Raw genomic sequence first — 15,019 nt, 5'->3', positions numbered from 1 at the left:
CTCAGCGGCCCTCCCACTTGATCGCGTCGGCGCGCTGCGCTTCGAGCTCGGTCGGCAGTTCGGCGTAGAGGTAGTCGAACATGACTTCCACCGGCTGCACCTTGGTCTCGAGGTAGGCGTTGACCTCCTCGTCCACGCGCTTGCCGCATTCCTCCTTCCAGGCCGCCTCTTCGGTCTCGCTCCAGACGCCTTCGCTGATCAGGAAGGTGCGCAGGCGTGACATCGGCTCGCGCTCCCAGCCTTCCTTTACTTCGGCGTCGTCGCGGTAGCGGCGGGCGTCGTCGGCGGTGGTGTGGTCGGACAGGCGATAGGTGACCAGCTCGAGCACGCTGCCGCCATGGCCGTTGCGGGCCCGCTTGATGGCGTGGTCCATGGCGGCGCGCACGGCGATGATGTCGTTGCCGTCCACCTGCACGCAGTCCAGGCCGCCGGCCAGGCCCTTCTGGGCTAGCGTCTTGGCGCCGGTCTGGGCCTTGCGCGGCACCGAGATCGCCCACTGGTTATTGATGATGCACAGCACGAAGGGCAGCGTGTAGGCGCCGGCCGAGTTGATGGCGGCGTAGGTGTCGGTCTTGGAGCTGCCGCCGTCGCCGACGCAGGTCACGGCCACGCGCGGTTCGCCGCGCAGCTTGAAGGCCAGCGCCGCGCCGGCGGCGTGCAGGCACTGGGTGCCGATCGGCACGCACCAGGGATAGTCGTGCGGCGGGCCGGAAAAATCGTTGCCGCGCTCGTCGCCGCCCCAGTACATCAGGATGTCGCGCGGCTTCACGCCGCGGACGATCTGGGCGCCGTACTCGCGGTATGACGGCGCGAACACGTCGTCGTACTGCATGGCGCTGCCGATGCCGATGTGTGCGGCCTCGTGCCCCAGGCAGCTGGCGTAGGTGCCCAGCTTGCCGGTGCGCTGCAGCGCCACCGACTTGGTGTCGAAGGTGCGCACGTACAGCATGGTCTTGAACAGTTCGACCAGGTTACGGCGGTCTTTTGCGAATTCAGGCAGGTCATCACGCACCAGGCGGCCGTCGGCCCCCAGGTACTGGAGATATTCAATTTCGAAACTTGCAACGGTCGCCATCACGGGTCCTCCCAGGCAGACCCGTGTGATACCAGCCCCGGACCCGGCGTGGCAAGCGCCGGCCCTGCCGAAAACATGAAATCACCGGTGCAATCTGCCTGTCACGGGCGCGGCGACGGGGCGGGCGCGGCTGAGCGCCTGTGACCGTACGCAGGCGTTGGTTTTGCCAAGGCGGGGGGTCCCTTGCTGCAGGTCCTGGCCAAGCCCCGGCGGAATGACATCCGCCGGGGCCAGTCGTCAGCGGTTGAACGGATTCTGCGGCTGGCCGACGATCCGGGCGCTGCCGGTGGCGGTGTCGTTGGCCGGCACGGCATCGCGACTGAAGGTGCTGGCGGTGATCACCAGCTCGATGTCCTCGATGGCGCCCAGGCGCAGCGCGTCGAACACGATCACGATCGCATCCGAGGCGCCGGCGGCCAGTTCGGTTTCGCGGCCACAGGCGATGCGGCTGCGGCTGCCGCCGTCGGTCGCGACCGGCGCGCTGCAGGTCCAGCCTTCGGCCTGGACCGGATGCAGACGAGCCGGCGGCGTGCCGACTTCGATCAGCAGCTCCGGACGCAGGGCGGGCGCCTCGCCGAAGTTGCCCACCCGGGCTCGGAAAATAGCCTGCCGGCCGCTGGGGACGGGCTTGCGCGGCGATACCAGCGTGGTCGCCAGGTCGGCGTCGAGGAAGTTGCCCACGCGCAGCTCGGCCACCAGCGGATCGTGGTCGGAGGTGCGCACCGGCACATTCGGGTCGGCGGCGTTGTCGGTGGCGAAATCGCTGTTGACGCGGGCGTGATAGAGGCGGGCCTCGGTATTGGCCAGCACCGTGTCGTTCACCAGCGCGTGGTCGAGGGTCTGGATGTTGCCCTCGAACACGTACGAGTACTGCTCGGCCTCGGGCTTGGTGCCGATCAGGTTGACCAGCGGGCGGGTGACGGCGCTGGCGCCGTAGTCGAGCACCTGGTCAGCCGGCGCCGGGCTGCCCGAGATGATGCCCATCACGTCGACGTAGCCGTCGCTGAAGTCGAAGGCGTTGTAGTCGCCGATCAGCACCAGGTTGGCGGGCGTTGCGTCGGTCTGGATCGCCTCGACCAGCTCGGACAGCATCACGGCCTGCTGCAGGCGCTTGCCGCGCGAGCGGTTGCCCGAAGTGAGCCAGGCGTCGCCGCGGGTCGACAGGGAGTTGACGTCGAGCAGCGACAGCGTGTGGTTGAGCAGCACCGTGAGCGGGAACTCCTCGCCGTTCTCGCCCTTGACGCGCGCGTTGAGCAGCAGCGGTGCGCGGTCGAACAGGACGCCCGAGTTGGTGCTCAGGTCCGGCGCGACGAGTGGCTCGGTGCTGAACATCTCGATGACCGAATCGACCACCACGCGCGGGCCGCCGGCCTGGACCGGAGCGGTCTTGATCAGGTAGCCCAGCCGCTGCGAGCCATTGCTTGCCAGCACGTAGGCCTCGTACTGCGGGCTGTCCGGGCAGGTGCCGAACTCGTTGGTGTTGATGGCCGACGCCAGGCGCTCCGCCGCCGCCAGATTGGCGATTTCGACCAGGCCGACGACGTCCGGATTGCGCAGGTACTGGCAGAACACCTGGGACAGCTTGTCCAGGCGCGTGGTGAAGTCACCGGTCAGGGCGAAGTTCTCGATGTTATAGCTGCCGATGCGCACCGCACCGGCGGTGGCGACCGGCACTGCGGATACGAAGGCACCGCCGCTGGCGACGATGCCGCTGCTGTCGCCCAGCAGCAGGCTGAAATCACCGCGGTCGTAATACATCACGCCCGCCATGCCCTGCAGCTGGGTGCCGGCATCGACGTTGAGTGCGGTGCCCGCTTCCAGGCCCAGGCTCTCGACGCGCAGGCGCTCGGGATTGCGGTCGAACAGCGGGATGTTGTTCGCCGGCGGCAGCGGCACCGTGTCCAACGCGGCGATGCCGGGCTCGCGCGCGGGGCGCGGAGTGGTCGGCAGGGTGACGTAGAAATCGCCGAAGCCGTTGGTGGGGCCCACCACGGTGGCGGCCGGCAGTTCAACGCGCATGCCCTGGTAGCGGCCCATGGCGTCGAGCGCTACGCCCGCGGACAGCACCGAAGCGTCCAGAAGCACCGCCGGCGGCAGGAGTTGGTTGGTCGCCAGCACCACGAAGCTGCTGCTGCCGAGCTGGGTGAGCGGGTAACCGTGCGGCGTCCGCGAGAAGCTGGTGATGCGGCCGCCGACGCGCAGGCGGTTGCCGATCGCGGCGTCAACCGGCGGGCTGCCGCCGGTGAACACGAACAGGCCCTCGGCCGTCGCCGGATCACCGTCCTCGTCGCCCGGAGCGCTCTGGATGAAGTAGCCGTTGCCGCGGCGGGCGGTGACGACGCCCTCGGTCAGCACTTCGGTGCCCACCGCCAGCGGCGAGCCGGTGCCGGTGCCCTGGATATCGGAAATCAGGACTTCGGAGACCACCGACAGTTCGATGCTGGTGGCCGTGCTGCGGGCCTGGTCATCGATGACGTTGACCGGCAGCGAGGCCGAGCCGGCGGCGGCATTGACGGCGGTTTCGAACGAGAACACGTTGTCGCCGGCCTCGGCGTCGCCCTGCAGGCCGTCGTCGCGGAAGCCCTGGCTGGCGCTGCCGCCGATGGCCGTGAGGTCGCCGGTGACGACGATGCCGGTGGAGGCGGGGTTGCGGCCCGGGGTGACGCTGACCGTGAGCAGGGTGGTGTCGCCGTCGGCCAGGCTGGCCGGGCTGGCGCTGCCGCTGCCGGTCGGGTCGGTGGGGTCGGTGCTGGCTGCGCACACGTTCGCCGCGGTCGCGCTGTTGCGCGGGGCCGGCGCGGCCACCGTGAAGTCGGCGCTGTTGTCGTCGGTGTCGGTACAGCCCGCGCCGGCGCGGAAGGCGGCGGTGGTGTTGCTCAAGGTGGGGGTAGAGCTCGTTTCGGGCAGGTTGTTGGAGCCGAAACCGACCCGGTCGATGAACAGTGCCAGCTGGGACTCGCTGCAGGGCGCCGCAGTGGCGCCGCAGCCCAGGTTGGCGGTGCCTTGCAGCAGGGCCACCTTGCCGCCCGTGCCCGAAAGGTTGGGCGCACTGCCAGAGAAGTCGGGGCTCACCGGCAGGGCCACGCCATTGGCGCCACCCGCCAGCTGCACCAGGTAGTACCGGCCGGGCTGCACGCTGACCGACGGCAGCGCGAGCGCCTGACCGAAGCTCCCGGTTCCGGAGCCGTACTGGATGGACAGTCCGGCCAGGGACACCGGGTCCTGGCCGCGATTGAACAGCTCGACGAAATCGTTCGTGTAGGGCGCGCCTGAGTTGCCGCCACCGCCATAAACCTGGCTGATGGCGAGGTCGGATGCCGCCCAGGCCGGGCTGGCGACACACATGGCAAGGATCGTCGCGACCAGCGGGCCACGGTGGGTCGGATTCATGCGGGTTCTCTCCCCAGAGATAAGCAGCGCTATCAGCGGACAACCCGCCGTGGGGTCGGAATTTATCCGAATTCGGGGTCAAAAACGTGACAGCCCGCAAGAAATTTCCGTGGCGGGGACAGCCCTGGGGTCTTCACATACCATGGACGCCCCGTCCCACCGGTACCTGGCCCCATGACCTCGTCCGACAACCTCCGTCCGCTGGAGGACAGCATCACCACCGACCTGCGCGAGCGCCTGAGCTACGGCGGCTACCTGCAGCTCGACACCCTGCTGTCCGCCCAGAAGCCGCTCTCCAGCCCGCCCCACCACGACGAGATGCTGTTCATCGTCCAGCACCACGTGGCCGAGCTGTGGATGAAGCTGCTGATCCATGAGCTGCGCGCCGCCATCGACTGCCTCAAGGCCGACCAGCTCGACCCGATGCAGAAGATCCTGGCCCGGGTGAAAACGGTGCAGCGCCAGCTCAGCGAACAATGGTCGGTGCTCGAGACGCTCACTCCGGCCGACTACCTGCAGTTCCGCGACATCCTGGGCCCGGCCTCGGGCTTCCAGTCGCTGCAGTACCGTGTCATCGAGTTCCTGCTGGGAAATAAAAACGCCGCGATGCTGAAGGTGTTCGAGCACGATCCCGCCGCCAGCGCCGAACTCACCGCCGTGCTGGAGGCGCCGAGCCTGTACGACGAATTCCTGCGCCACCTGCATCGCCGCGGCCATGCCATCCCGGCCCACTGCGTGGAGCGCGACTGGTCGCAGCCGCATGCGCGCGAACCGGCGCTGATCCCGGTGTTGAAGGCCATTTACGAGGACACCGACACCCACTGGGAGGCCTACGCCACCTGCGAGCAGCTGGTGGACGTGGAGGGCAGCTTCCAGCTCTGGCGCTTCCGGCACATGAAGACGGTGGAGCGGATCATCGGCTTCCGGCGCGGCACCGGCGGCAGCTCCGGCGTCGGCTTCCTGAAGCAGGCCCTGGAGCTGACCTTCTTCCCCGAGCTGCTGGAAGTGCGGACGGTGCTGGGCCAGCCGGGCTGAACGGACGCCGGCGGGGCTGCTAGGATTCGGGCACCTCACCGTACGCCCAGGAGCCCGCATGACGCCCGCCACCCCTGAGATCGCCGCCCCGCGCGGTTGGATCGCCCGCTCCCTGGACCTGGTCGAGCGAGTGGGCAACAAGCTGCCCGACCCGGCCGTGTTGTTCCTGATCCTGATGCTGGTCACCTGGGCCGTGTCGGCGCTGATGTCGTCCATCAGCTTTGCCGAGCTCGACCCGCGCACCGGCGAGCCGGTGCAGATCGTGAACCTGCTCACCGGCGGCAGCCTGACCGCCTTCATGGCCTCGATGGTCACCACGTTCGTGAACTTCGCGCCGCTGGGCGTGGTGCTGGTGGCGATGCTGGGCCTGGGCGTGGCCGAGCACACCGGCTTCATCAACGCCAGCCTGCGCGCGATGCTGAGCGTCACCCCGAAGATGCTGCTGACCCCGGCCCTGATCGGCGTCGGCATCCTCAGCCACGTGGCGGTGGACGCTGGCTATGTCCTGGTGATCCCGCTGGGCGCGGTGATCTTCTACGCCGCTGGTCGGCACCCGCTGGCGGGTATCGCGGCGGCATTCGCGGGCGTGTCGGGCGGCTTCTCGGCCACCTTCATCGTGCCCTCGAGCCTCGACCCGCTGCTGGCGGGGCTGACCCAGGCGGCGGCCCGCCTGCTTGATGCGAATATCGAGATCAATCCGCTTAACAACTACTTCTTCACCACCAGCTCGACCGTGCTGATCATGCTGGTGGGCTGGTTCCTCACCGACAAGGTGATCGAACCGCGCCTGCAGGCCACGCAAGTGGACGGCGACACCGCCGACATGCCGACCATGAGCCCGCTCCAGCCCCAGGAAAAGAAGGGCCTGATCGCTGCGTCCGTGGCGATGGTGGTGGCGGTGCTGCTGCTGGTCGCGACCCTGCTGGTCCCGGGCACGCCCTGGGCCGCCGATCCGGCCACGCTGGCGCCGGGCACGAACCCGCTGCTGGCCTTCACGGCGCCGCTGATGCGCTCGATCGTGGCGCTGATCTTCATCTTCTTCCTGATTCCCGGCGCGGTGTACGGTTACGTCGCGGGCACGGTAAAGACCCATCGCGACATCATCGCCGGCATGTCCAAGGCGATGTCGGGGATGGGCTATTACATCGTCATGGCCTTCTTCGCCGCGCAGTTCATCTACGCCTTCGGCCAGTCCAACCTGGGCGTGCTGATGGCGATCAAGGGCGCCAACCTGCTGCAGGCGATGGGCCTGCCGATGGCGATGACCGTGGTCGGTATCGTGCTGTTGTCGGGCTTCGTGAACCTGATGGTCGGTTCGGCCTCGGCCAAGTGGGCGCTGATCGGCGCGGTGATGGTGCCGATGCTGATGCAGCTGGGCGTCTCGCCCGACCTGACCCAGGCCGCCTACCGCGTCGGTGACTCGTCCACCAACATCATCACGCCGCTGCTGCCCTACTTCCCGCTGATCGTGGTGTTCTGCCAGAAGTACGTGAAGGGCGCCGGCGTCGGCACCCTGCTGGCCCTGATGCTGCCCTACGCGATCACGCTGCTGGTGGTCTGGACAGCCTTCCTGCTCGGCTTCTGGGCGCTGGGCATTCCGCTGGGCGTGGGCTCGAGCTACGAGTACGTGCCGGTCGGCTGAACTGGCCTCCCGGCCTGTTCATTCCGCGGGCCGGGAGGGTAAGGGTGGTTTGACGGGCCCCGCCCGCAGCGAGTACACCTTCACATCCCGCCTGGCCCGAAACCGGCGCGGGGACAGTAAGTCCATCCAAGAACAAGAGACCGGGGAGTTCCAAGACCAGTGGCCAATAATCCTTATGCTGCCGAAGCGGGCAAGACCTTCCTGGGTCATCCGCGCGGCCTGTACATGCTGTTCTTCGCCGAAATGTGGGAGCGCTTCTCCTACTACGGCATGCGCGCCCTGCTGGTGCTTTATCTAACCAAGCATTGGCTGTTCTCCGACGGCGAAGCGTCGATGGTCTATGGCGCCTACACGGCGCTGGTCTACATCACGCCGGTGATCGGCGGCTACCTGGCCGACAAATACCTGGGTCAGCGCAAAGCCGTCGTTTATGGCGCAGTGCTGCTCACCATCGGTCATTTCCTGATGGGCTTCGAAGGCGAGGGCGGTGACAACAGCCCTGCGCTCAATGCGTTCTGGCTGGCCCTGGCCTTCATCATCGTCGGCTCTGGCTTCCTGAAGGCCAACATCTCGGTGATGGTCGGCCAGCTCTATCCGCGCACGGACGTGCGGCGTGACGGTGCGTACACGATCTTCTACATGGGCATCAACCTTGGCGCCTTCTTCGGGTCGCTGGCCTGCGGCTTCCTGGGTGAGGTCTACGGCTGGAAGTACGGCTTCGGCGCCGCCGGCGTCGGCATGCTGCTGGGCTTGATCGTGTTCGTGCTCGGCCGCCCCACGCTGATGGGCAACGGTGAATCCCCGGATCCCGCCAAGCTGCGCACGCGCATCGCAGGCCTGCCGTTCGAATGGCTGCTGTACGCGCTCGGCATCGGCATCGTGGCCGCTTGCTGGTGGATGGTGCAGAACCAGGACGTGGTCGGCTGGGCGCTGGGTATCTCCGGCTTGATCCTCCTGATCTATGTGATCGTAGTTGCCGTCACCAAGCTCGATGCGCACGCCCGCGATCGTATTTTCGCCGCCATGATCCTGATGATCGGTTCGGTGCTGTTCTGGGCGCTGTTCGAGCAGGCCGGTTCGTCCTTGAATCTCTACACCGACCGCTACGTGGACCGGAGCCTGATGGGCTGGGAAGTGCCCGCCTCGATGTTCCAGTCGATCAATGCGTTTTACATCGTGGCGCTGGCGCCGTTCTTTGCGGCGCTGTGGACCACGCTGGGCCGCCGCGGACTGGAGCCTTCGGCCCCGGCCAAGTTCGGCCTGGCGATGGTGCAGCTGGGCGCCGGCTTCCTGGTCCTGGTCGCGGGTGCCACCGCGGTCGCGACCGGCAGCCTGACGCCGGTGATGTTCATCTTCCTGATCTACCTGCTGCACACGACCGGCGAACTGTGCCTGTCGCCGGTCGGCCTGTCGGCCATGAACCGGCTCGCCCCGGCGCAAATGGCCAGCCTGATCATGGGTTCGTGGTTCTTCGCCTCGGCGACCGGCAACTACGTCGCGGGCCTGATCGCCGCGGCGACCGGGTCGGAAGCGGCGTCGGGTGAAGATGCCGCCCAGCAGGTCGTGCTCGACGTCTACTCCGATATTGGCTGGATCGCGATCGCCGTTGGCGTGGGCTTCGTGCTTATCTCGCCGCTGATCAAGAAGCTGATGCACCTCGACACGCTGCGCGATGCCGAGCCGGTCCTGGCCGGCCAGTCGGAAATCGGCGAGCCCGGCGCTGCCGGCATGGGCGTGGATCGGGAGCTGAAGTAAGCCTCGCGCTTCGCAGCCTGCAACAGGAAAAGGCGGCCTCCGGGCCGCCTTTTTCTTGAAGCATCGATGCCTGCCCGCCGCACCCTGTAGGAGGGCCTTCAGGCCCGAAGCTTTTTGGCGAAGAGCTTCGGGCCTGAAGGCCCTCCTACATTTTTAGAGGAGGTGGCGGAGGTCGGGGAGGTATTTTTCGAGCGAGCCGGTATTCACCGCGACCACGCGCTCGCCGCGCTTGAGCAGGCCGCGGTCGAGCAGTTGGGGCAGGGCGGCGAGGCAGGCGGCGCCCTCGGGCGAAATCCAGTGCTGTCGTTCGCGCCACACAGCGGAAAGTTCGCGCGCGGTGTCGGCTTCCGATACCGCGACCGCGGCGCCGCCGCTGGCGCGGATGATCTGCAGCACGCGGAACTGGCCAACGCCGGCCGGCACGTTCAGCCCGGTGGAAATCGTCGGTCCGGTCTGCGGCAGCGCGTGGGTATCGTCGGCGCCCTCGTCGAAGGCGCGCACCAGCGGTGTGGTGACTTCGGACTGCACGCAGAACATCTTCGGCCGGCGCGAATCAATCAGCCCCAGCGCCTCGAGTTCGTCAAACGCCTTCCACATGCCCAGCACGCCGGTGCCGCCGCCGGTGGGGTAGACGATGGCGTCTGGAAGCGACCAGCGCGTTTCGCCCGGCGGTGGCTCGGCCATTTCCAGGCCCAGGGTTTTCTTGCCCTCGATACGCCAGCCCGGTTCCTGGAAGGTGGCGCAGTTGAACCAGCCGTTCGGCCAGTAGTCCGCCTTGAGCTTGGCCGCAGCCTCGCGGATGGTGCCTTTCACCAGCTCCAGGTGGATGCGGCCCGGGTGCAGACGGGTCATGGCCGCCACCTGGCCCAGGATCGGCATCGGGGTGTCGTCGGGCATGGCAACGACGACCTCGAGTCCACCGGCCAGGCCGTAGCGCACCAGGGAGTCGCCGGCATTGCCTTGGGTCGGAACGGCCAGCCGCGTGAGGCCGGCGCGGCGCGCCATCGCGACCACCATCGCCATGCCGCGGTCCTTGAAACTCTGCGTCGGATTGGCGCCGTAGCCCGGATGGGCGCGGCCTTCGTCCTTGAGCTGCAGGCGCAGGCCGGCCGCGCGCGCCACGGCGTGGTCGGCGTAGTCGAGCAGCGGCGTGTGGCCTTCGCCCAGGGCGACGATGTGGGCCGCATCGGCGGGGTCGTTGACGTCGAGCGGCATCAGCGCACCGAATCGCCACATGTCAGGGCGGTTCGGGTGGTACCAGGCGGCGGCGGGCTTCTCGCGCGCCAGTCGCTCGAGGTCGAGCACCATTTGCACGGGCCGGCCGTCGGCCGGGTCCAGGTTCATCGGTGGCTCGGGCGGGTATTCAATGCCCGAACCAATGCCTTGCAGGCAGCGCAGGTAGCCCATGCGGAGCGATCCTCTAGCGGGGGTCAGTGGGTTTTTTGTTCGGCGTCGCCCAACAGGTCGATCAGCCGGGATAGTGCGGCGCGGTCGTCCGCGCCGAGATTCGACAGCAGGCGCCGCTCGTAGGCCAGTGCCGCAGGTGCGACTTGGGCGTAGACGCGCTGGCCTTCCTCGGACAGTTCCAGCACCGAGCGTCGGCGATCGGCGCCGTGGGTGTCGCGGGTCAGTCGGCCGGCGGCCAGCAGGCTGGCTACGGCGCGGCTCACGGCGACCTTGTCCATGGCCGTGCGCTCGGCCAGCTCGCTGGCAGAAAGGCCGGGGTAGCGGCCCAGCACGGCCAGCAGGCGCCATTCGGTCACGCCCAGAGCGAAGCGTTCGGCGTAGAGGCGGGCGATGTCCTGGCTGATGCGGTTCGAGAGCACCGACAGCCGATAGGGCAGGAACTGGTCGAGGTCGAGGCTGTCGCGGTCAGACATTGCGGCGCTGTGCCTTGAAAATGGTTGCAATTGAAACTATAACGATAGCCTTCCCCTTGCAAGTCGCCCCCGACCGGAGGACCGCCATGAGCGCCCAGCCCCAGACCCACGCCCCGAACCTCGGCATGAAGCCGACCACCTTCGAGAACCCGATGGGCATCGACGGTTTCGAGTTCGTCGAGTTCGCCGCCCCGGCCGGCAGCATTGACCTGCACGCGATGTTCCGTTCGATGGGCTTCAGCCCGGCGCTGCGGCACAAGACCCGCAAGATCACCGTCTACCGCCAGGGCGGCGTCAACTTCCTGGTCAACGAGGACCCGGACAGCTTCGCCGCCGACTTCGCGGCCCAGCACGGTCCCTGCGCCTGTGGCTTCGCGATCCGCTTCACCGAGCCGGTGGCCAAGGTCTTCGATACCGTGAAAGGCAATGGCGGCCAGGCCATCGACAACAAGCCCGGCAGCGGCGCGATCGCGGTGCCAGCGGTGAAAGGCATCGGCGACTGCATGCTCTACCTGGTGCCCTCGGGCGAGGACGTCTATGCGGCCGACTTTGAGCCGATCCCGGGCGCCGACCTCCATCCGGTCGGCTTCGGCCTGACCTTCATTGACCACCTCACGCACAACCTCTACTTCGGCAATATGCAGAAGTGGAGCGACTACTACGAGCGCCTGTTTAACTTCCGCGAGATTCGCTACTTCGACATCAAGGGCGCCAAGACCGGCCTGGTGTCCAAGGCCATGACCGCGCCGGACGGCGTGGTGCGCATCCCGCTCAACGAGTCGAACGACCCGAAGTCGCAGATCAACGAATACCTCGACGCCTACAAGGGCGAGGGCATCCAGCACATCGCCTGCTTCACCGACGACATCTATTCCACGGTCGAGGCGATGCGCGCGCAGGGCGTGCACTTCCTGGACACGCCGGACACTTACTTCGACGTGATTGACGCGCGCGTGCCCGAGCATGGCGAAGACGTGCCGCGCCTGCGCGCCAACAAGATCCTGATCGACGCCGACCCGGAAACCAAGCAGCGCAAGCTGCTGCAGATCTTCACCACCAATGCCGTTGGTCCGATCTTCTTCGAGATCATCCAGCGCAAGGGCAACGAGGGCTTCGGCGAAGGCAATTTCCAGGCCTTGTTCGAATCCATCGAGCGCGACCAGATCCGTCGCGGCGTGCTCTAAGGGACCCCTGGGGCGCGGCTCTCGGCGCCCACGCCAGTCCGGACCAACCGACTTACGGAAGCCACGCCATGTCCCTGCAATACCAGAGTGGGTTTGGGAACGAATTCGCGACCGAGGCCCTGCCGGGCGCGTTGCCGGTAGGGCGTAATTCGCCGCAGCGGGCGCCGTACGGCCTGTATGCCGAGCAGATGTCCGGCACCGCCTTCACCGCGCCGCGGGCAACCAACCGGCGCAGCTGGCTGTACCGGATTCGCCCGGCGGCGCTGCACGGCAAGTTCGAAGCGTTGGTGCGGCCGCGCTTCCACAACGACTTCGGGCACGGGCCGGTAACGCCAGACCAGCTGCGCTGGAGCCCGCTGCCGATGCCGTCGGTGCCCACCGATTGGTTGGACGGCCTGTATACGATGGCCGGCAATGGCGGGCCCGAGGCCGGTACCGGGGTGGGCATCCACCTGTACGCCGCCAACAAGGACATGGACGGGCGCTTCTTTTACGACGCTGACGGTGAGCTGCTGATCGTGCCGCAGCAGGGCCGCCTGCGGATCGCCACCGAGATGGGTGTGCTCGAGCTCGAGCCGCAGGAAATTGCGGTGATTCCACGCGGCGTGCGCTTCAGCGTCTCGCTGCCCGACGGCAGTGCCCGCGGCTATGTCTGCGAAAACTTCGGCGCGATGCTCAAGCTGCCCGATCTCGGTCCGATCGGCAGCAACGGCTTGGCCAACCCGCGCGACTTCCTGGCGCCGGTGGCGGCTTACGAGGACAGAACCGGCGACTTCGAGCTGGTTGCCAAGTTCCAGGGCGGCCTGTGGCGCGCCGCCATCGGCCACAGCCCGATGGACGTGGTGGCCTGGCATGGCAACTACACGCCGAGCAAGTACGACCTGCGCCGCTTCAACACCATCGGTTCGATCAGCTACGACCACCCGGATCCTTCGATCTTCCTGGTGCTGCATTCGCCCAGCGACAGCGAAGGCGTCAGCAACCTAGACTTCGCGATCTTCCCGCCGCGCTGGCTGGTGGCCCAGGACACGTTCCGCCCGCCGTGGTTCCACCGCAACATCGCCAGCGAGTTCATGGGGCTGGTGCACGGCGCCTACGACGCCAAGGCCGAAGGCTTCTTGCCCGGCGGCGCATCGCTGCACAACGCGATGAGCGGCCACGGGCCGGACGCGGCGACGTTCGAGAAAGCCTCGAAGGCGGATCTTTCCAAGGCCGACGTCATCACCGACACCATGGCTTTCATGTTCGAGACCCGCAGCGTGCTGCGTCCGACCCGCCAGGCGCTGGACGCCGGCCACCGCCAGGCTGACTATCAGCAATGCTGGCAGGGTCTGGCCAGCCACTTCACGCCGGAGCAACGCTGATGATTCGTTGGTACCTGCCGCTGCTCGCTCTGCTGACGGCCACGGCCTGCAGCAAGCCCGAGCCCGCCACCGCCGAGGCGGCCGCGCCGGTCGCACCGGTCGCGGCCGAACCTGTCGTTCCGGCCGAACCCACACCGGCCACGCGGGAGGCGGAGCAGGCTTTGGCCCGCAACGATCCTGAGGTAATCAACTTCGAAGGCTTTGGGCCGGCGAAGTTCGGTACCGACGAAGAGCAAGTGCGCATGTCCTGGGGCCATCCTCTGGAGGGCGAACCGAATCCTGCCGATGGCCCCAAGGCCTGCTACTACCTGACGATGGATCCGCCCCCGGAGACCGGCTCCGGCATCGCCTTCATGTTCGAGGAGGGCGGCTTCAAGCGCTACGACGTTGACGTCGCGGCGCACGTGGCGCCGGGTGATTTCACCATCGGAGCCCGCGCCGACGACGTGCTGGCCAAGTTCGCCGGCCGGGTCGAGGCCATGCCGCACGAGTACGTCGAAGGCGGCCGTTACCTGGTGGTCACGCCGGCGCAGGGCGGCGATGCGCGCCTGGTGTTCGAAGTCGACGCGCAGGGACTGGTCAGCGAATGGCGCATCGGCCTGCTGCCGCAGGTGCTCTATACCGAAGGCTGCAGCTGACACCCGCGCCTCCCTCCCCCTTGAACGAACTGGAATGACATGAAGCTTGGATCATTGAAGGAAGGCGGCCGCGACGGCACGCTGGTCGTGGTTTCGAAGGACCTTGGCCGCGCTGTGCGCGTGCCGGGCATTGCACCGACACTGCAGCGCGCGCTTGAGGATTGGTCCAACGCTGCGCCGCGCCTCAACGGCGTCTACGAGGCGCTGCAGGGCAGCCAGGCCGAAACCATCAACGGCGAGCCGGTGTTCTCGACGGACTTCGCCGCGTTCGCGTCGCCGCTGCCGCGCGCCTATGAGTTCGTGGACGGCAGCGCCTATCTGCCCCACGTCGCCCGCGTGCGCAAGGCCCGCGGCGCCGAGGTGCCGGAGAGTTTCTATACCGATCCGCTGATGTACCAGGCCGTGAGCGCCGGCTTCTACGGTCCTCGCGACCCGGTGCTGGTGGCCGACGAGGCCCACGGCATCGATCTTGAGGCGGAGATCGTGGTGGTGACCGACGACGTGCCCCAGGGCGCCTCGCCAACGCAGGCGGCTGCGCACATCCAGCTGATCGGCCTGGTGAACGATGTTTCGCTGCGAAACCTGATTCCCGGCGAACTGGCCAAAGGCTTCGGCTTCCTGCAGTCCAAGCCGCGCTCGGCCTTGAGCCCGGTGTTCGTGACGCCTGATGAACTGGGCGACGCCTGGCGCGACAACAAGCTGCACCTGCCGCTGCTCACCCATGTCAACGGCAAGTGGTTCGGTGCGCCGGAGGCCGGCGTGGACATGCAGTTCGACTTCTCGCAGTTGGTGGCCCACGCGGCCAAGACCCGGCCGCTGTCGGCCGGCACCGTCGTGGGTTCCGGCACCGTGGCCAACGAGGACACCTCGCGGGGTGCGTCCTGCTTCGCCGAGCTGCGCACGGTCGAGGCCCTGCGCGACGGCAAGCCCAGTACGCCCTTCATGTCCTTCGGCGATACGGTGCGGATCGAGGTGCTGGACGGGCAGGGTGCGTCGATCTTCGGGGCCATCGAACAGCGCATCGCCAAGGCCTGAGTCCCTCCCACAAGCCGCCGG

The 15,019-nt window shown here is 67.5% G+C and carries 11 protein-coding genes; 7 read left to right on the top strand and 4 right to left on the bottom strand.

Annotation, left to right across the window (positions count from 1 at the left end):
- Position 1: 1 nt before the first annotated feature.
- Positions 2 to 1,075 (bottom strand): pyruvate dehydrogenase (acetyl-transferring) E1 component subunit alpha, encoded by a 1,074-nt coding sequence (gene pdhA / locus ACYVGY_RS07525; protein WP_460456847.1) that lies wholly within the window; start codon positions 1,073 to 1,075, stop codon positions 2 to 4.
- A 237-nt stretch (positions 1,076 to 1,312) separates the two neighbouring features.
- Positions 1,313 to 4,465 carry a lamin tail domain-containing protein gene (locus tag ACYVGY_RS07520; protein ID WP_460456846.1) on the bottom strand — a complete coding sequence of 1,051 codons (3,153 nt, stop codon included), beginning with the start codon at positions 4,463 to 4,465 and terminating at the stop codon, positions 1,313 to 1,315.
- A 174-nt stretch (positions 4,466 to 4,639) separates the two neighbouring features.
- Between ACYVGY_RS07520 and ACYVGY_RS07515 the strand changes: the two genes are divergently transcribed.
- From ACYVGY_RS07515 to ACYVGY_RS07505, 3 genes are all read left to right on the top strand, one after another.
- Positions 4,640 to 5,500: a tryptophan 2,3-dioxygenase gene (locus ACYVGY_RS07515; RefSeq protein ID WP_460456845.1), complete on the top strand. Its 861-nt coding sequence runs from the start codon at positions 4,640 to 4,642 to the stop codon at positions 5,498 to 5,500.
- Between the two features lie 58 nt (positions 5,501 to 5,558).
- A complete protein-coding gene (locus tag ACYVGY_RS07510) occupies positions 5,559 to 7,142 on the top strand; it encodes an AbgT family transporter (RefSeq protein WP_460456844.1) in 1,584 nt (527 codons plus the stop codon).
- Between the two features lie 159 nt (positions 7,143 to 7,301).
- Positions 7,302 to 8,897, top strand: a complete 1,596-nt coding sequence (locus ACYVGY_RS07505) for a peptide MFS transporter (protein WP_460456843.1) — start codon at positions 7,302 to 7,304, stop codon at positions 8,895 to 8,897.
- A 153-nt stretch (positions 8,898 to 9,050) separates the two neighbouring features.
- Here ACYVGY_RS07505 and ACYVGY_RS07500 read toward each other — a convergent pair whose 3' ends face one another.
- Entirely contained in the window at positions 9,051 to 10,304 is a 1,254-nt protein-coding gene (locus ACYVGY_RS07500; RefSeq protein WP_460456842.1) for a threonine synthase, read from the bottom strand.
- Positions 10,305 to 10,327: 23 nt separating this feature from the next.
- Positions 10,328 to 10,777 (bottom strand): MarR family winged helix-turn-helix transcriptional regulator, encoded by a 450-nt coding sequence (locus ACYVGY_RS07495; RefSeq protein ID WP_460456841.1) that lies wholly within the window; start codon positions 10,775 to 10,777, stop codon positions 10,328 to 10,330.
- A gap of 86 nt (positions 10,778 to 10,863) precedes the next feature.
- Here ACYVGY_RS07495 and hppD point away from each other — a divergent pair, with 86 nt between their 5' ends.
- From hppD to ACYVGY_RS07475, 4 genes are all read left to right on the top strand, one after another.
- Positions 10,864 to 11,961 carry a 4-hydroxyphenylpyruvate dioxygenase gene (gene hppD / locus ACYVGY_RS07490; RefSeq protein ID WP_460456840.1) on the top strand — a complete coding sequence of 366 codons (1,098 nt, stop codon included), beginning with the start codon at positions 10,864 to 10,866 and terminating at the stop codon, positions 11,959 to 11,961.
- Between the two features lie 68 nt (positions 11,962 to 12,029).
- Entirely contained in the window at positions 12,030 to 13,325 is a 1,296-nt protein-coding gene (gene hmgA / locus ACYVGY_RS07485; protein ID WP_460456839.1) for a homogentisate 1,2-dioxygenase, read from the top strand.
- Positions 13,325 to 13,963, top strand: a complete 639-nt coding sequence (locus tag ACYVGY_RS07480) for a hypothetical protein (protein WP_460456838.1) — start codon at positions 13,325 to 13,327, stop codon at positions 13,961 to 13,963. The genes hmgA and ACYVGY_RS07480 overlap by 1 nt, the downstream gene beginning before the upstream one ends.
- Positions 13,964 to 14,002: 39 nt before the next feature.
- A complete protein-coding gene (locus tag ACYVGY_RS07475) occupies positions 14,003 to 14,998 on the top strand; it encodes a fumarylacetoacetate hydrolase family protein (protein WP_460456837.1) in 996 nt (331 codons plus the stop codon).
- Positions 14,999 to 15,019: the final 21 nt, after the last annotated feature.

This window comes from Arenimonas alkanexedens, assembly GCF_054781355.1.
Note: the sequence above shows the minus strand (reverse complement) of the source record. Positions and strands in the feature narration are given on the sequence as shown.